13 protein-coding genes are annotated in these 16357 nt (G+C 72.5%); 6 read left to right on the top strand and 7 right to left on the bottom strand.

The window, feature by feature from the left end; all coding sequences use genetic code 11:
* Positions 1-53: 53 nt before the first annotated feature.
* Complete coding sequence (locus tag QC282_RS06425; protein WP_279548230.1) at positions 54-1385, bottom strand: DUF6716 putative glycosyltransferase; 1332 nt, start codon at positions 1383-1385, stop codon at positions 54-56.
* Positions 1386-1583: 198 nt separating this feature from the next.
* On the opposite strand from QC282_RS06425, the gene QC282_RS06420 reads away from it, so the two are divergent.
* Together QC282_RS06420 and QC282_RS06415 are read left to right on the top strand one after the other, a co-directional pair.
* The gene (locus QC282_RS06420; RefSeq protein ID WP_279548229.1) at positions 1584-2564 is read left to right on the top strand and encodes a glycosyltransferase family 2 protein; all 981 of its coding nucleotides are present in this window, start codon (positions 1584-1586) and stop codon (positions 2562-2564) included.
* Positions 2561-3895: a polysialyltransferase family glycosyltransferase gene (locus QC282_RS06415; protein ID WP_279548228.1), complete on the top strand. Its 1335-nt coding sequence runs from the start codon at positions 2561-2563 to the stop codon at positions 3893-3895. The genes QC282_RS06420 and QC282_RS06415 overlap by 4 nt, the downstream gene beginning before the upstream one ends.
* 163 nt (positions 3896-4058) lie before the next feature.
* Here the strand turns inward: QC282_RS06415 and QC282_RS06410 are convergent, their stop codons facing one another.
* Positions 4059-6386, bottom strand: a complete 2328-nt coding sequence (locus QC282_RS06410) for a glycosyltransferase (protein ID WP_279548227.1) — start codon at positions 6384-6386, stop codon at positions 4059-4061.
* On the bottom strand, positions 6383-7855 hold the full coding sequence (locus QC282_RS06405; RefSeq protein ID WP_336621062.1) for a hypothetical protein: 1473 nt from the start codon (positions 7853-7855) through the stop codon (positions 6383-6385). The genes QC282_RS06410 and QC282_RS06405 overlap by 4 nt, the downstream gene beginning before the upstream one ends.
* 238 nt (positions 7856-8093) lie before the next feature.
* Between QC282_RS06405 and QC282_RS06400 the strand changes: the two genes are divergently transcribed.
* Together QC282_RS06400 and QC282_RS06395 are read left to right on the top strand one after the other, a co-directional pair.
* A complete protein-coding gene (locus QC282_RS06400; protein WP_279548429.1) occupies positions 8094-9188 on the top strand; it encodes an acyltransferase in 1095 nt (364 codons plus the stop codon).
* Positions 9189-9251: 63 nt separating this feature from the next.
* The gene (locus tag QC282_RS06395) at positions 9252-10190 is read left to right on the top strand and encodes a class I SAM-dependent methyltransferase (protein ID WP_279548225.1); all 939 of its coding nucleotides are present in this window, start codon (positions 9252-9254) and stop codon (positions 10188-10190) included.
* Between the two features lie 12 nt (positions 10191-10202).
* Here the strand turns inward: QC282_RS06395 and leuE are convergent, their stop codons facing one another.
* Both leuE and QC282_RS06385 read right to left on the bottom strand, forming a co-directional pair.
* On the bottom strand, positions 10203-10853 hold the full coding sequence (gene leuE / locus QC282_RS06390; protein ID WP_279548224.1) for a leucine efflux protein LeuE: 651 nt from the start codon (positions 10851-10853) through the stop codon (positions 10203-10205).
* 67 nt (positions 10854-10920) lie between these two features.
* A complete protein-coding gene (locus tag QC282_RS06385; RefSeq protein ID WP_279548223.1) occupies positions 10921-12501 on the bottom strand; it encodes a methylmalonyl-CoA mutase in 1581 nt (526 codons plus the stop codon).
* A gap of 274 nt (positions 12502-12775) precedes the next feature.
* Here QC282_RS06385 and QC282_RS06380 point away from each other — a divergent pair, with 274 nt between their 5' ends.
* Complete coding sequence (locus tag QC282_RS06380) at positions 12776-13609, top strand: L,D-transpeptidase family protein (RefSeq protein ID WP_279548222.1); 834 nt, start codon at positions 12776-12778, stop codon at positions 13607-13609.
* Between the two features lie 204 nt (positions 13610-13813).
* Here QC282_RS06380 and QC282_RS06375 read toward each other — a convergent pair whose 3' ends face one another.
* Both QC282_RS06375 and QC282_RS06370 read right to left on the bottom strand, forming a co-directional pair.
* Entirely contained in the window at positions 13814-14869 is a 1056-nt protein-coding gene (locus tag QC282_RS06375) for a hypothetical protein (RefSeq protein WP_279548221.1), read from the bottom strand.
* On the bottom strand, positions 14869-15531 hold the full coding sequence (locus QC282_RS06370) for an RNA polymerase sigma factor (RefSeq protein ID WP_279548220.1): 663 nt from the start codon (positions 15529-15531) through the stop codon (positions 14869-14871). Before QC282_RS06370 ends, QC282_RS06375 begins: the two co-directional genes overlap by 1 nt.
* Positions 15532-16018: 487 nt before the next feature.
* Between QC282_RS06370 and QC282_RS06365 the strand changes: the two genes are divergently transcribed.
* A complete protein-coding gene (locus QC282_RS06365) occupies positions 16019-16276 on the top strand; it encodes a hypothetical protein (protein ID WP_279548219.1) in 258 nt (85 codons plus the stop codon).
* The last annotated feature ends 81 nt before the right edge of the window (positions 16277-16357 follow it).

Below are 16357 nucleotides of genomic sequence, written 5' to 3'. Positions count from 1 at the left end.
CTGTACTCCTTGGGCTCCTTGGGAGGAATCGCGGGGGCGAGGGCGGGGGCGGCTCACAGCTCCCCCATCCGCCGGATCACCGGAGCGACGCGCTGCACCCCGTGCCGGTAGGCCCCGCGGGCGGCGCGGCGCACGATCTGCCGGACCGGTCCCGGGTCCTTGTCGGCGGCCGGCGCACCCGGCAGCGGGGTGCCGTCGGGGCCGAGGTGGTGACGGGCGAGGATGCCGGGCAGATAGCCGGGCGCGGTGCCGGGGGTGTAGTACGGGGTCAGCGGGGGCAGGCCGCCGGGCCGGTCGAGCAGCTTGGCGATGCGCTCGCGGGCGGTGTCGAACGCGGTCGCGTACGAGCCGTCGGCGGCGACGCCCTGCCGGGCCACCCACTCCTCGTCGGGCACCGGGCGGTGGCCCTCGTCGAGCTGGTCCCAGGAGGCGAGGCAGCCGGAGCCGACGAAGTGGTGGTTGCCGAGGCTCTCGCGGACGCCGAGGTCGGTGAGGACGACGGTCGGGATGCGGCGGTGCAGTGATTCCAGGGCGGCCGTGGAGCTGACGGTGACCAGCAGGTCGGTCCGGTCGAGCACCTCGCCCATGTGGCCGTACACCAGGCGGAAGTTGGCCGGCAGGTCGAGCCGCTGGGCCAGCTTCTGGTACGGCAGCTCCTCGATGTGCGTGGTGTGTTCGCCGGGCCGGGAGCGCAGCTTGAGCAGGACCTCGCGCTCGGGGTGCCTGCGGGCGTGCCGTACCAGCCGCTCCAGCAGGTAGGTGCGGTCCTTGCGGCTCTCCGGGACGGAGGGCTGCGCGGCGAAGGTGACCGTGTAGGGGTCGTGCTCGCCGGTGTAGGGCGCGCCGCCGAGGAAGGGCAGGGCCACCTCGGTCACGCACGACGCGTCGGCGCCGACTCCTTCGTACACGGCGCGGAAGCGGTCCGCGTCCTGGCGGGAGTTGGCGAGGACAAGGTCCGCGCCGTGCCGCAGCAGCAGCCCGTCGGCGAGCTTCTCGTAGACCACTCCGACGTAGCCGGTGACGACGGCGGGCCGCGCGGTGCGGTCCTCCCAGACGCGCTTGAGGCCGTGCAGCATGGCCTGGACGCCGCCGCCGACCAGGGCGAGGACGAGAACGTCGTAGGACTCGTCGGCCATGGTCCGCAGGAACTCGACGGCGGTCACCTCGCGCAGGGAGTCGGCGCGGACGCCGACCTCCTGGAGCTGACGGGCCGTCGGGGTGGCGCGTCCGCGCAGCAGGTACCCGTCCAGCACGACGTCCGCGCCGCCGGAGCGCACCGGGGCGATACGGTGCGCGGTGAGCGCACCCCATTTCCACCGGGTGTCGGAATCGGCGAGGACGGCGACCCTCGGGGCCTTCGAGGCCTTCGATGTACTTGCTGGCACGTCGAAGACGCTAGAAAGCCTTTCCGAGGAACCGCCCAACCCGAACACAACAAACGGTTAACAGCACATCGCCGAATGGCGAATCCGCTCGTGGCAGACTCGTAAACGCGTTCGCTTCACGGCTTCGCCACGCGTCGTTCACCTCGCATCAAGGTGCGGGTAAAGACGAATGACGGGCCGCCGCCTAACGTCACCTGCGTGCCCAAGCTCTCCGTCATCGTGCCGTTCTACAACGTGCAGCAATACGCCCCCGAGACCCTGAGAAGCCTGCGCGCGAACACGCGTGACGACTTCGAATTCATCCTCGTCGACGACTGCTCGACCGACGGGACCCCCGGCATTCTCGCCCGCGCGGAGCGTGAACTGCCGGGCGCGGTGCTGGTCCGACACGAGCAGAACGGTGGTCTGGCGACCGCCCGCAACACCGGCATCGACCGGGCGCGCGGCGAGTACCTGACCTTCCTGGACGGCGACGACTGGCTGGCCCCCGGCTACTACGCCAGGCTGGTCGACGTCATCGAGGAACTGGGCTGCGACTTCGTGCGCACCGACCACGTGCAGTGCACCGCGCGCGCCCGGACCGTGCACCGTGTCCCGCACGGCAGGCGGGGCGTGGTGCTGAACCCGCGCGACGCGATCCTGCCCGCCCACCGCTCCACGTCCGTCGACTACGCGTACGCGTGGGCGGGCGTCTACCACCGCCGGCTGCTCGACCGCGGCCTGCTGCACTTCACCGACGGGCTGCGCACGGCCGAGGACCGGCCGTGGATCTGGAAGCTGCATCGGGAGGCGGAGTCCTTCGCGGTGTCCGGCCTGCTCGGTGTCTTCTACCGGCGCGGCGTGGCCTCGTCGCTTACCCAGATCGGGGATGCCCGGCAGCTCGATTTCATTCGCGCGTTCGACCAGGTGGTCGCCGAGACCGCCGAGGACGCGGAGGCCGCGACACTGCTGCCGAAGGCCGTCCGCACCTACTGCGCCATCATTTCCCACCATCTTGGATCCATCGAAAGGTTCGAGCCTCCCGTGGCCCGGAAACTGAAGGCGATGAGTACCGCCGCGCTGCGCCGCATGCCGCAGGACGCGCTCGACGAGGTGCTCGACTCGATGGACGCCGAGCGCGCCACGCGGCTGCGCCGGCTGCGCCGCCGTCCGATGCCGGCCGCGGAGGTGGCGGCGTGACCACGCAGATCTTCATGGCGTCGACGCTGTACGGCGCCGCCACGGTGGCCGCCGCCCTGGACGCCGGCTGCTTCGACGCCGCCGACCGGCGGATCCTGCTGGTGTCCAACAACGCGGCGAACCCGGAGACCGCGCCCGCCGTGGACGTGATGCCCGGCTTCGAGCGGCTGCGGACGCGGTTCGACGACGTCGTGTCGTGGAACGAGACCATCTTCCCGTTCCACCCGGGGGGTTGGTCGCCGCGTGTCGAGGACGCCCCCATCTGGGAGCGTCACCTGCGGCTGGCCTGGGGGCTCGGGGACGACGACGTGGCGCTGGCCGTCGAGTCGATCCAGGTCCAGCCCGCGCTCGGGGTGGCGCAGATGTTCCCGGACGCGCCGCTGACCGTCTACGCGGACGGCCTGATGAGCTACGGCCCGACCCGCAACAAGCTCGACCCGCTGGTCGGCACGCGCGTGGAGCGGCTGCTGCACCTGGACCTGGTGCCGGGCCTCGAGCCGCTGCTGCTGACGGAGTTCGGGGTGCCGCCGGAGGTCGTGCCGACGGCCGCGTTCACGAAGGTGCTCGCGGAACTGGTCGACACCGGCGCCGGCCTGCCGGACGTCGAGGAGCCCGCGCTGCTGCTCGGGCAGTACCTGTCCGCGCTGAACATCCTCTCCGCCGACGAGGAGGAGGACCTGCACGTACGGATGCTGAAGGGCGCCGTCGAACTGGGCCACTCCCGCGTGGTGTTCAAGCCGCACCCGTCGGCGCCGGCCCGCTTCACGCGCCGTCTGGAGGAGGAGGCCGAGAAGCTCGGCGCCGACCTCACGGTGCTGGACACGCCGGTGCTCGCGGAGGTGCTGTACCAGCGGATGCGCCCGGCGCTGGTCGTCGGCTGCTTCTCCACGGGCCTGCTCACCGCGTCCGCGCTGTACGGCCTGCCGGTCGCCCGGGTCGGCACGGACACGCTGCTGGAGCGGCTGACGCCGTACGAGAACAGCAACCGCGTGCCCGTCACGGTGGTCGACGCGCTGCTGCCGGAACTGACCGACCGGGAGGCGGTCGCCGCGCAGCGCAGCGGCCTGGACACCGACGCGCTGGCCGCGCTGGTGCGGACCGTCGGCTTCGCGATGCAGCCGAAGATCCTGCCGGAGCTGCGCTCCGAGGCCGAGCGGTACCTGACGGGCAACCTGAACGCGCACACCTGGCGGTACTTCAAGAAGAAGCGCCTGACCTCGCTGGGGCTGCCGGGCGGTGTGCCGAGTCAGCTGGCGTTCCTGCCGCGCAACGCGGCCGTGCGCCGGGCGGTGCGCAAGGCGCGCAGCCTGAAGCGGGCCGTGCGGCGCTGAGCCCGGCGAAGCGGCCTCGGCAGGCTCCGTCCGACGCCCGACGACGCCTCCGCCGGACGGGATCCCCGGCTCGCAGGTGAGCACCTGGGAGCCGGGGTTCCCGCCCGGGCCGCCGTGCGTGCCCCCGCGGCCGGCACGGCCGCGGGGGCGGGCGCCGGGTCGGTCAGCCGAGGATGCGGCGCAGTTCGGCGGCGTTGTCCTCGGTCACCTTCCACAGCAGCCGCTGCCGGTCGTGCACGTCGGCGACGGCGGCCGCGTGGTCGTCCAGCATCGCGACCGCCTTCTCGGTGAGGATCGCGCCGAGGTTCCGGTCGTGCACGGAGACGCCCCACTCGGGCCGCTCGATGTCCCTCAGGAAGTACGCCATCTTCGGGTGCGAGATCAGGCTGATGACGGGCGTGCCGACGCCGAACGGGATCATGCCGGCGTGTCCCCGCATGCCGATGACGAGCCGGGTCCTGGCGTACGTCTCCCGGATGGCGTCGTTGTCGTAGTCGTACATCGGGACGACCGGCAGCGAGATGCCGTGCTCGCGCCGCAGGTCGAAGGCGATCCGCTCGTCGTCCAGGGAGTGCGCCACGCACCGCACCTCGGTGTGGCCGCCGATCGCGCGCACCGCCTTCGCGGTCTCGGCGAGGAAGTGGCCGTAGTCGTGCCCGAAGCGCAGGCCCGCCCGGTCGTAGGCGGCGTTCAGCAGGACGGTGTCCTCGCGGTGCGCCGGGTCGGTCCAGCCGGGGACCAGCTGACGGCTGACCGTGGTGGGGCAGGGCTGGAAGCGGACCTTGTCCCGCAGTGCGGCGGGCAGCAGTGCCCGCACCTTCTCGATGGAGCCGTGGTTGCGCAGCCCGAAGAACGCGGCCTTCTCCACCAGCAGCCGCAGGCTCGCGTGGAACCGCCCGGCCCGGTACGACTGCCCGTCGAAGGCGTTGAAGCCGACCGCGTACACGATCACCGGTACGTCGATGCCGCGCAGGTGCTCGTCGGGGACGTTCCACTGCCAGGCGCTGTTGCCGTTGGGCATGGTGTCCGGGATGAACAGGCCGCCGCCGCCGATGACCAGGCCGCGCCGGGAGTTGACGCGTTCCAGGGCCGCCCTGTCGAACAGGCGGTGGGCGTGGACGGAGTGCCAGCGCCGGGAGGTGGTGTCGGGCCCGAAGCCGAGCCGCACGGTCTCCGGGAGCAGCTTGTCGCCGGCGTTGCCCTGCCGGTCCATGTAGAAGGCGACGTGCGCGAGCTGGTCCTCGGGCGCGCCGAGTTCCTGGGCGGGCACGGCGGCGGCGCGCTGCGCCCACAGCCGGCTCGAACGGTGGGTGGGGTCGACGGACAGGCCGGCGGTGGCGTACTTCAGGGCCTCGGCGTTGTCGCCGTGCACCCAGGCCAGCTGGGCGAGGCGGGCGAAGGCGGTGGCGGCCCGGTTGGGCGCGGCGGTGGCCAGCAGCAGCCGCGCCCTGGCCTCGTCGTCGCGGGAGACGCTCATCAGGGCGTGTCCGAGGACCTCGTGCGGCCAGGCCTCGTCCAGCGGGATGTGCACGCCGGAGAGGATGTCGAGGGCCTCCTGGTACTCGCCGGCCGCGAGGTGCGCGGCGGCGACCCTGCGGGCGCTTTCGACGTCGCCGGTGCGGGCGACGTGCGGGGTGCCGTAGTGCACGAGCAGGTCGTGGTGGAGGGTGCCGGGCCGCGCCAGGTAGGCGGCGTGGAACTCGGCGTCGGACATCTCGAAGGACCGCCAGCACTCCTCGGCCAGGGAGTAGCCGGTCTCGCCGCCCTGCCAGGGCTTGTGGCGGCCGGTGAAGTGCAGGATCGCGGTGTCCTCGGGGACGGGCAGGTCGCCGGACAGCCGCCGCTTGACGTAGTTGTAGCGGGCGTCGAGGGGGACGAAGTCGCCGTCCAGGACGGCGTTGAGGATGCCCTGGTCGTGCTTGTCGAGTTCGTAGTCGCCGCTGCGTCCGGTCGCGTCCAGCCGCGCGCAGAACGCGTCGCTCAGGTACTCGCGCTGGACGACCAGCAGGCCGGAGTTCAGCTTGTGCTGCCCGTAGAAGAACTGCGGGACGGCCGCGATGCCTTCGCGCAGGGCGAGGAGTTCGCCGAGGTCGCCGAGGACGACCATGTCGGTGTCGAGCGTGATGACGGTGTCGTACTCGCGCAGCCGGAACACGTCGAGGATGAAGTACGCCTTGCGGACCAGGTAGTTGTCCTGGTCGCCCTTGCGGTACGCGTCGTAGTGCGCGGTGTTCACGCGGCGCAGCACGATGCGCGGGTGCAGGGCGCGGATGCGGGCGACGGACGCGGGGCGCAGGTCGTCGTGGAGGACGACGAAGTCCTCGCACACCCCCGGGTTGGACAGGGCGAGGCTGCGGAGCAGGGCGAGGAAGCCCGGCAGGTAGTTCTCGTCGACGTAGGACGCGAAGGCGATGCGGCGCTTGCCGGTGAGGTCGCGCGTGGAGGCGGCCGGGGCCGGGGTGCTGGTCCCGGGCTGGAAGGTGACGGTCATCGCAGGGATATCCTCAGGTCGGTCACGCGCTGGGCCCGCTGCATGACCCATTCCTTCTCGCTGGTGTATTCGTGCACGGACGTGATGGGCATCCTCATCGCCTCCGGCACTCGGTAGGCGCCGCTCTCGTAGAAGTCGAAGCCGATCAGGTCGAGGGTCGGGCTGACGTCCAGGAAGTCCAGCAGGAACAGCATGTTGAAGCCGGTGGTCGGGATGGCCGGCCAGACGTCGGTGCCGAGCCGGCCGATGTTGCGGACGGGCCAGCGCAGGGATTCGTCGCCGAGGTGGGTCTGGGCGCCGGGGACGAGGCGGTTGCGCAGCGAGTGCTTCCAGTCGCCGGAGACGCCGCCGAAGACGAGCCGGGTGTCGACCCGCTGGTCCCAGTTGAAGCCGTGCTTGTGGATGGTGGCGTGGATGTCGGTGCGGCTGCCGGTGTGCCGCGGGTCGATCCGGTAGGAGTTGAAGCGCACCACCAGGTCGTAGCCGTCGATGTCGCCGCCCAGAGAACTGGCGCCGACGCGACCGGAGTTGGCGACCAGGCAGACGGACTTGCCGGCGATCAGGTTGCGGAACTCGCCGAGCCCGATCCACCGCACGCCGCCGACGGTGGGGTCGCCGACGGGGCCGCGCATGCGGGTGCGGCGCTGCTCGGCGTAGAGCGTGAGGGCCTCGGTGAGGCCGGGCAGGTCGTCGTCGGCGGCGGTGCGCAGGTCGAGGTACTGGCTGAGCAGCTCCTGCCGGTCGGCGACCGGGGCGCCCTGCTCGGCGAGGGTCAGGATCGCTCCCACCAGGCGCGGTTCGGCCTCGGTCCAGTCGCCGACGGCGTGCGCGGCCAGGCCCTCGGCCCACACGTCGGTGGCGGGGCGGCCGGTGAACCCGGTGGCGCGCGGGCACTGCGCCGCCAGCAGGGCGAGCAGTTCCCGTTCGGTCGTGCCGGCGGCGCGCAGCCCGGCGACCCGGGCCCGGACGCCGAAGCCGTCGTCGTCGGTGAGGCCGAGGTAGCGCTCGTACGCCTCGACGGCGGCGTCCTCGTCGCCGAGGGCCTCCAGGAGGCGGGCGCGCAGCCGCCAGCCGGCGCGGGAGTTCCGGCGCAGGGCGAGGACGGTGTCGCTGATGACGAGGGCGAGGTCAAGCTCGTCGTCGTAGCCGCACTCCAGGGCCTTGTTGGCGGCGGCGAGCAGGGCGTCGAGGAGCTCGTTGGAGATGCCGGACGGGGGCGTCGCCGGGCCCTTGACGGCGCGCTTGAGCAGGGCGGCGGCACCGCCGGCCGGGGCGGGTGCGGGGGCCGGCTGGGCGGGCGGGGCCGTCGTGGCGCACACGACGAGCAGTTTCCGCAGCTGTTCGGCGAGTTCGGTGCGCCGCTTGTCGAGACTGCCGACGAGTTTGCCGCTGTGCACCGCGCAGGCGCGCACACAGTCGTCCAACTCTCCCCCACGTCCCCTTGTCCGTCTGTTCTGGACCCTCGTCATGGCACTCCTGGTGAGGTGCAAAGCACGGTCGAATTCGCGACCGCATTGGTTGCTTTTTCTACGACGTGGGGGGATGTCGGGAAAATTTAGGAAGCGAAAACGTCCTCCGGGTGAACTCGTCGGGACCACGCGGCGAATCGTTGGGCTGTCAACCAAGTCGTTTCCGCGAATAGGACTAATGTGCTGGCGGACCCACAGGAAGGGATTTCCCTTGACCAGCACTGCCGTCCGCCCCGCCATCGAGGTTCCCGTGGGGCCGGAGCGGACCCGGCCGCCCCGCCACAACCGGCTGCGCGCCCTCGACGGGCTGCGGCTGGTCGCCGCGCTGATGGTGGCGGCGTACCACTACGGCGGCCGGGGCGGCGAGGTCACCGAGGCCTGGGGCAGCTCGCCGAAGCAGCAGTTCCCGACGCTGCACGAGTTCTTCGCCTACGGCTGTCTCGGCGTGCAGGTGTTCTTCGTGATCAGCGGTTTCGTGATCTGCATGAGCGGCTGGGGGCGCCCCCTGAAGTCGTTCTTCGCCTCCCGCGCGTCCCGGCTGCTGCCCGCCTACTGGGTGGCGGTGGTCCTGGTGACGGCGGTGTTCGCGCTGCCCGTGGTCGCCTACGAGGCGGTCTCCCCGAGCGACGCCCTGGTGAACCTGACGATGCTTCAGCAGCCGCTGGGCGTGGACCGGGTGCTCGGGGTGTGCTGGACGCTGTGGGCGGAGGTCCGGTTCTACGCGCTGTTCGCCCTGTGCGTGGTGCTGCCGGGCGCGAACAGGCGGCGCGTGATCATGTTCTGCGCGGGCTGGACGCTGGCCGCGGTGATCGCCGAGGCCGCGAACGAGCCGCTGCTCGATCTGGTGCTGATGCCCGAGTACGCGCCGTTCTTCATCGGCGGCATCGGCCTGTACCTCGTCCACCGCGACCGGCGGGACGCCTACGCCTGGGGCATCGTGGGCGTGAGCTGGCTGATCGGCCAGCACTACGCGGTGCGGAGCCTGTGGCACGCCCCGGACGCGGGCGGCTTCTCGTACCGCTCCTCGCTGGGCATCACGGCCGTCGTGACGTTCGGCTTCGTGGCGGTCGCGGCGATCGCGCTCGGCCGGCTGCACTGGGCCGACTGGCGCTGGCTGACGGTGGCCGGGGCGCTGACGTACCCGTTCTACCTGGTGCACGAGCACCTCGGCTGGGTGGTGATCCACGCGCTGCACCGCGGCCTGGATCTGCCGTCGGCGGTGACGTTCACGCTGACGGTGGCGGCGATGCTGCTGCTGGCCTGGCTGCTCAACCGGTTCGTCGAGAAGCCCCTCACCCCACGTCTGCGTAGCGCTCTGGCCAAGGGTCGTTGAGCTGTTCACGTGACGTTCAGCCCCGGGTCAGTTCGCGCGCGGCCGAGTGAGCAGGCTCACTCCATGGCCAACGCACAAGCAACCCTCACGCTGCCGGGCGAGCTGAACGACGTACCTGGCTGGTTCCCTCCCCTCGACCAGATGCTGTTCACCTGGTTCCTCGACCGCCAGGAGGCCGGCGGCGTCCGCGGCGACCTGCTGGAGCTCGGCGCCTACCTGGGCAAGAGCGCGATCCTGCTGGGCGCGCACCTGCGCGGCGACGAGCGCTTCACCGTCTGCGACCTGTTCGAGAGCGACGCCCCGGACGGGGCCAACCAGGCGGAGACCGCGAAGTCGTACGCCTCGCTCACCCGGCAGGCCTTCGAGCGGAACTACCTCTCCTTCCACGACGAGCTGCCGAGAGTCCTCCAGGCGCCCAGCTCCGTGATCTCCGGGGAGGTCGGGCCCGGCACCTGCCGCTTCGTCCACATCGACGCCTCGCACCTGTACGAGCACGTCCACGGCGACATCGGCGCCGCCCGCGACATCCTGCGGCCCGACGGCATCGTGGTCCTCGACGACTTCCGCTCCGAGCACACGCCGGGCGTCGCGGTCGCCGTCTGGGAGGCCGTGCTCAACCGGGGCCTGAAACCCGTCTGCCTGAGCACCCAGAAGCTGTACGGCACCTGGGGCGATCCCGAGCCGGTCCAGGAGGAGCTGCTGGCGATGCTGCGGGAGCGGGACGACTGCGGGCTGAGCGTCCAGCACGCGGCGGGGCACCGGCTGGTGCGGGCGCGGTCCCGGGGCGTGCAGCCGCCGCCGTTCCCGCGCTCGAAGCACTACGTGGCGCCCGAACCGGCGCCTCCCGCCGCCCCGGCTGCTCCCGCGGCCTCCGCGTCGCGCGCCCCGAGCCCGTCCCCGGCGCCCCGCCGGCCGCGCTCCCGGGCCCGCAGGCTCGCCGTGGACCTGCTGCCCCCGCTGCTGGTCCGCAACCTGCGGCGGGCGCGCGCCCGCCGCGCCTGACCGGTCCGGCCGTTACGCGCTCGCCAGCGACAGCTTCACGGCGAAGCCCAGGAACAGCGCTCCCGCCGCCGAGGTCGCCCCGGCCGTCAGACGCCGGTCGCGGCGGAAGGCGGCGGCGAGCTTCGTGCCGCCGAATATCAGCGCGGTCAGGTAGAGGAAGCTGGCGAGCTGGGCGAAGGCGCCGAGGACGACGAAGGACAGGGCGGGATAGGCGTACCCCGGGTCGACGAACTGCACGAAGAAGGCGACGAAGAACAGGATCGCCTTCGGGTTGAAGACGCTGATGAGCAGGGCGCGGCGGAACGGCCGCTCGTCGGGGGCGGCGGGCTGCGCCGCGGCGGCCCCGGACGGCTCCCGCCGCGTCCGCCACATGCTCCAGGCGGCCCGCAGCAGGCCGACGGCGAGCCACGTCAGATACCCGGCCCCGGCGAACTTCACGATCCCGAACAGCACGGCGTTGGCCTGGAGCAGCGAGGCGACACCGGCCGCCGACAGCGTCATCAGCACCGTGTCGCCGCACCACACCCCGGCCGCGGCGCGGTACCCGGCCCGCACGCCGCGCCGGGCGGCGACGGACAGCACGTACAGCGAGTTGGGGCCGGGCAGCAGGACGATGAGGATCAGGCCTGCCAGGTAGGTGGGGAGATCGATGACACCGAACATGGACAGGAGTGTCGCACGCGGGTACGACACTCCGGTCCGTCGGTGCGGGGCTCCTCCGGACGCCCGGTCAGAACGCGTCCGAGGGCACGTAGGTGCCCCAGACCTCCCGCAGCGCGTTGCACACCTCGCCCACCGTCGCGCGGGCCCGCAGGGCGTCCTTCATCGGGTACAGGACGTTGTCCTCGCCCTCGGCGGCCTTCTTCAGGGCGGCCAGCGCGGTGTCCACCGCCTGCTGGTCGCGCTCGGCCCGCAGCTTGGCCAGCCGCTCGGCCTGCTGCGCCTCGATCGCCGGGTCGACACGCAGCGGCTCGTACGGCTCCTCCTCGTCGAGCTGGAAGCGGTTGACGCCGACCACCACGCGGTCTCCGGCGTCGGTCTCCTGCGCGATGCGGTAGGCGCTGCGCTCGATCTCGCCCTTCTGGAAGCCGTGTTCGATCGCGTTGACCGCGCCGCCCAGTTCCTCGACCTTCTCCATCAGCTCCAGCGCCGCCGCCTCGACGTCGTCGGTCATCTTCTCGATGACGTAGGAACCGGCGAACGGGTCGACGGTCGCGGTCACGTCCGTCTCGTAGGCGAGGACCTGCTGCGTGCGCAGCGCCAGGCGCGCGGACTTGTCGGTGGGGAGCGCGATGGCCTCGTCGAAGGAGTTGGTGTGCAGCGACTGCGTGCCGCCGAGCACCGCCGCCAGGCCCTGTACGGCCACGCGCACCAGGTTCACCTCGGGCTGCTGGGCCGTCAGCTGGACGCCCGCCGTCTGCGTGTGGAAGCGCAGCATCAGCGACTTCGGGTTCTTCGCGCCGAACTCCTCGCGCATCACCCGGGCCCAGATGCGGCGGGCGGCGCGGAACTTGGCGACCTCCTCCAGGATCGTCGTACGGGCGACGAAGAAGAAGGACAGCCGGGGCGCGAAGTCGTCGACGTCCATGCCGGCCGCGACGGCCGTGCGGACGTACTCGATGCCGTCGGCCAGGGTGAACGCGATCTCCTGCGCGGGAGAGGCGCCCGCCTCGGCCATGTGGTAGCCGGAGATCGAGATCGTGTTCCACTTCGGGATCTCGGCCCGGCAGTACTTGAAGATGTCCGCGATCAGGCGCAGCGAGGGCTTCGGCGGGAAGATGTACGTGCCCCGGGCGATGTACTCCTTCAGCACGTCGTTCTGGATGGTGCCGGTGAGCTGGTCGGCGCCGACGCCCTGTTCCTCGGCGACGAGTTGGTACAGGAGCAGCAGCAGCGCCGCCGGGGCGTTGATCGTCATCGACGTCGAGACCTTGTCCAGCGGGATGCCGCCGAACAGCACCCGCATGTCGTCGATCGAGTCGATGGCGACGCCGACCTTGCCGACCTCGCCGTGCGCGATCGGGGCGTCGGAGTCGTGGCCCATCTGGGTCGGCAGGTCGAAGGCCACGGACAGGCCCATCGTGCCGTTGGCGATCAGCTGCTTGTAGCGGGCGTTGGACTCGGTGGCGGTGCCGAACCCGGCGTACTGCCGCATGGTCCACGGGCGGCCCGTGTACATGGACGGGTACACGCCGCGCGTGAAGGGGTACTGGCCCGGCTCGCCCAGCTTCTCGGCGGGGTCCCAGCCCTCAAGGGACTCCGGCCCGTAGACCGGCTCGATGGGCAGTCCGGACTCCGACTCGCGCGCCATGGTGTTGATGCCTCCCGCTGAGCGATGTTTCGGGTTACCCGTCGGTTACCTGCCAGTACCGCGACCCTTCGACGGACTGTAGCCGCGGGCGTGCACCCCGTGGAGGTGCGCCGGCTGGGAGCTTGCTCACAGCCATCTTGCGGTACCGGTCACACCGCTGTCGCGTTGTTCACGGCCTTGTTCACGACCGTCGCGTGCGGGGAACACCTCTAGGACGCCGGGTCACGCCCGGCACGCCGGTGAGTCGTGGGGGGCCGCAGTGCGTTTCAGGGGCATGGGCAGGAGTGCCGCGGCACTCGTGGCGCTGGCCGCGGTGGGCGGCGCGGGCGCGCTGAGCGGGTGCAGGGTCGAGCCCGCCCCGGGGGCGGACGGACAGCGCGCCCCGATCCGCGTCGAGCTCCCGAGCGGCACCCCGTCGGCCCGCGGCGCAGCCCCCGCCCCGCGGGACGACGACCGGCCCGCGGCCCCGCCGGCGTCCCCGGTGCTGTGGTCCCGCGGCGACAGCGGCCCGGACGTGCGCGAACTGCAGGCGCGGCTGCGCCAGGTGGCGTGGCTGCACGACGGGCCGACCGGGACGTACGACGACCTCACCGAGCAGGCGGTGCGGGGCTTCCAGGGCAAACGCGGGCTGCCGCGGACCGGCGCGACGGACCGGGTCACCTGGCAGCGGCTGCTCGGGATGACGCGCGAGCCGGGCAAGTGGGAGCTGTACCTGATGGGCGGGCAGCCGCCCGACGCGCCGGACCCGCGCTGTCTGACCGGCCGTGTGCTGTGCGTCAGCAAGACGAGCCGGACCCTGCGCTGGATGGTCGACGGGCGGACCCTGTCCACGACGGAGGTCCGGTTCGGCTCGCGGGGCACCCCGACCCGCGAGGGCGAGTTCCGCGTGTACTGGAAGTCCCGCGAGCACTGGTCGACGCTCTACGACTCGCCGATGCCGTACGCGATGTTCTTCAGCGGCGGCCAGGCCGTGCACTACTCCGCCGACTTCGCCGCCCGGGGCTACGCCGGTGCGTCGCACGGCTGCGTCAACGTCCGGGACGAGGCGGCGGTCGCGGCGCTGTACGCGCAGGTGAGGAACGGCGACAAGGTCGTCGTGCACTGGTGAGAGTGAGGCGCGGGCGGGACCGGGGGAACGTGTCCCGCCCGCGCAAGGTGCACGAGCCGTGGGTACGGGGGGAACCCCGGCTCTGTGCGACGGCCGATGACCAGTCGGCTCACTCAGTACTGCGCGCGAGCGGCCGAAAGTGTCACACCCTTGGCGCAGAAAAATCCATGAACCAAGAAACAGCAGGTCAAAGAGGGTGATGACTCAGAAGCCGGTCTCGAGCGTCGAGGTCGCCGGGGTCTTCTCGGGGGCGGTCATCAACGTCGGCGCGACGGACTCGGCCGGCAGGGCGGCCGCGCCGTCGGCACGACGGCCGTCGCCCGGGACCGCGCCGGAGCCGCCTTCGGCTCCGCCCTTGCCCTGCTCGCCGGAGCCGTTCGAGTCGTCCCGGCCGTTGCCGCCGCCCTGCCCCGACCCGTTGTCGCCGCTGCCGCCCTGGCCCCCGCCCCCGGGGGAGCCGTTGCCCGCGTCGGCCAGGACGCCCTCGCAGTACGTCCACACCCGCGACGCGCTGCCCGCGGCGCCCTCCAGGACACGCTTGCGGTCCGCGCTGAGCTCCTTGCCGTCCCGCATGTCGCGGCAGGCGGAGGTGATCCGCTCGGCCCGCTCCGCCGTGGCGGCGGGGTCCTCGTCCTCCTCGGCGGGCGGGGTGCCGCCGCCGTCGGCCGGGCCGCCGTCGCCCGCCTCGTCCCGGCTTCCCTCGCTCGCGCCGGGCGTCGCGCCGCCCGGGGAACCGCCGGGGCTGCCCTTGCCGTGCGGGGAGCCGTCCGGCGACGGGGAGAGCAGCGGCTCGTCGCTCACGGCGACCGACACCGAGGCCGCGGGTTCCGGTTCGTCCACGTGGAAGGGCGAGGGCAGGGCTCCGGTGCCCGCCGCGACGGCCACGCCGCCGACCATGCCGACGGCCAGCGCGGCGGCCAGACCGAGGCGCGCGGGCTTGCCCCAGCGGCGGCGTTCCCGTCCGCCGGGGCGGTCCAGGCGGACCACACCGGCGTCCGACGCAGCGCCCGCGCCGCGGACGCCCACGGGAGCGGAGACCGCGCCCCGCTCGGCGTGCACCTTGCGGAAAGCGGCCAGCGCGGCGGCCTCACCGGGGAGTTCGTCGCTGGTCAGCGGGGGTGGCGCGGAAAGCGCGCCCAGGGTTTCGGCTAGCTGCTCGACCTGCTCACGGGCGGCGGCGTCGACAGCTTCGAGGGGCTCTCCGCTCAGCAAACGCTCCGCCGTTTCGCGGTCCAGCCACCTGTACTGCTCGTCGGCCATCACATGTCCTTCTGCGTCCGCGCGCGCGTATCCGTCACACCTGCGGACGTCACCGCGCGGCCGCGCGGTTGTCGCTGGGGAGGCAGGGCATCGAGCCCGCCGGGCGATTCCGGATCGCCGGCGAGCAGTTCCGCGAGCCGTTTCAGGCCGCGGTGCGCCGCCGTACGGACGGCGCCGGGCCGCTTGCCGAGCGTCTCGGCCGCGGACTTGGCGTCGAGGCCCACGACGACCCGCAGCACGACCGCCTCGGCCTGGTCCTGCGGCAGCTGGGCTATGAGGGAGAACGCGCCGTCGGTGGCCAGCGCCTCCATCGCCTCGACCGCGGTGTCGGACTCGGCGGGCCGCGCGGCCAGTTCGGTCTCGTCGCCGCCGACGGCGGGGCGGCGTCCGCGCATCCGGATGTGGTCCAGGGCGCGGTTGCGGGCGATGCGCGCGGCCCAGCCGCGGAACCGGTCGGCGTCGCCGCTGAACCTGTCCAGGTCGCGGGCTATCTGCAGCCAGGCCTCGGACGCGACGTCCTCGGCGTCCGGATCACCGACCAGTGTCCTCACGTACCCGAGCAACCGCGGGTGCACGGCGCGGTACACAGTCCGGAACGCGGTCTCGTCCCCGTCCTGTGCCGCGTGCACCGCGGCGGTCAGCTCCGCGTCGTCCCCCAGCACCGAGCCCCTCTTGCGCCTAAGCCGGCGCCGCTTTCGCGGACCGGGTCCTCGCCGTCGTGGTTCCTTGATCCATGGTTGCGGTCAAGGACGCAGGTGGTTGCGGTGGTCGGTCCGCCTCCGCACCGGCGCGAACGGCACGTTACGGCGTGAAACCACTCCCCGTCCATGTTGGTACAAGAGACAACCAACTCGTGATGAAGGGGGGTGTGACACATAACGCACTCGCGGCGCTGTAGAGAGTACGGGCCGCCGCGCGGCCCGTGCCGCGCGACGGCCGGGGCCTCTCCTGTGGGGGGTGGCGGCCCCGGCCGTTGCCTTGGCAGCCGGGTCCGACGGGTTCTTCGGACACCCTCGGGACACACACGCGAGCGCGCACACGGGCCCGCTTCGGCGGATGTCCGCGCCGGTCCTCCGTGACGTGTCCACCGGTTCCGGGCGTCGTCCTCGTCCTCGCCCGCGGCCGTGAGTTCCCTACTCGTTCCGGGCGTTGTCCGCGCCCGCGTCCTGGCGGCTGTCGCCCGCGTCCGCGGCGTCCCCCGTGACGCCGCCCCGGTCCCGGGCCGCCGGCGTGGCCGGGGCCGCCGCGGTCGGGGTGACCGGGGCCTTCGTCGTGGGGGTTGCCGGGATGTCCGGGGCGGCGGGCGTGGCCGGGATGTCCGGCGTGGCCGGGACCCCGGAACTGCCGGGCGTGCCGGGCCTCGCCCGGCCCTCGGCCTCGGCCTCGGCCAGGCTGCGGGCGCACTAACCCGCGACCATCTTCTCGCCCCCGGCCACCACGACCAGCCCCCCCCCCGCGGCCCCCACCAGGCTCTTGCCGCGCCCCAAG

Origin of the sequence: Streptomyces sp. DH24 (assembly GCF_029813775.1) — a bacterium.
Classification (GTDB): domain Bacteria; phylum Actinomycetota; class Actinomycetes; order Streptomycetales; family Streptomycetaceae; genus Streptomyces.
The sequence above is the reverse complement of the archived record's forward strand: the minus strand, read 5'-3'. Positions and strand labels throughout refer to the sequence as shown.

What these genes read in the sequence shown, in the direction of transcription:
- QC282_RS06410 (WP_279548227.1), bottom strand. Translation starts at nt 6,386, where the DNA reads ATGACCGTCACCTTCCAGCCCGGGACCAGCACCCCGGCCCCGGCCGCC.
- QC282_RS06405 (WP_336621062.1), bottom strand. Translation starts at nt 7,855, where the DNA reads ATGACGAGGGTCCAGAACAGACGGACAAGGGGACGTGGGGGAGAGTTG.
- QC282_RS06395 (WP_279548225.1), top strand. Translation starts at nt 9,252, where the DNA reads ATGGCCAACGCACAAGCAACCCTCACGCTGCCGGGCGAGCTGAACGAC.
- leuE (WP_279548224.1), bottom strand. Translation starts at nt 10,853, where the DNA reads ATGTTCGGTGTCATCGATCTCCCCACCTACCTGGCAGGCCTGATCCTC.
- QC282_RS06385 (WP_279548223.1), bottom strand. Translation starts at nt 12,501, where the DNA reads ATGGCGCGCGAGTCGGAGTCCGGACTGCCCATCGAGCCGGTCTACGGG.
- QC282_RS06380 (WP_279548222.1), top strand. Translation starts at nt 12,776, where the DNA reads ATGGGCAGGAGTGCCGCGGCACTCGTGGCGCTGGCCGCGGTGGGCGGC.
- QC282_RS06375 (WP_279548221.1), bottom strand. Translation starts at nt 14,869, where the DNA reads ATGGCCGACGAGCAGTACAGGTGGCTGGACCGCGAAACGGCGGAGCGT.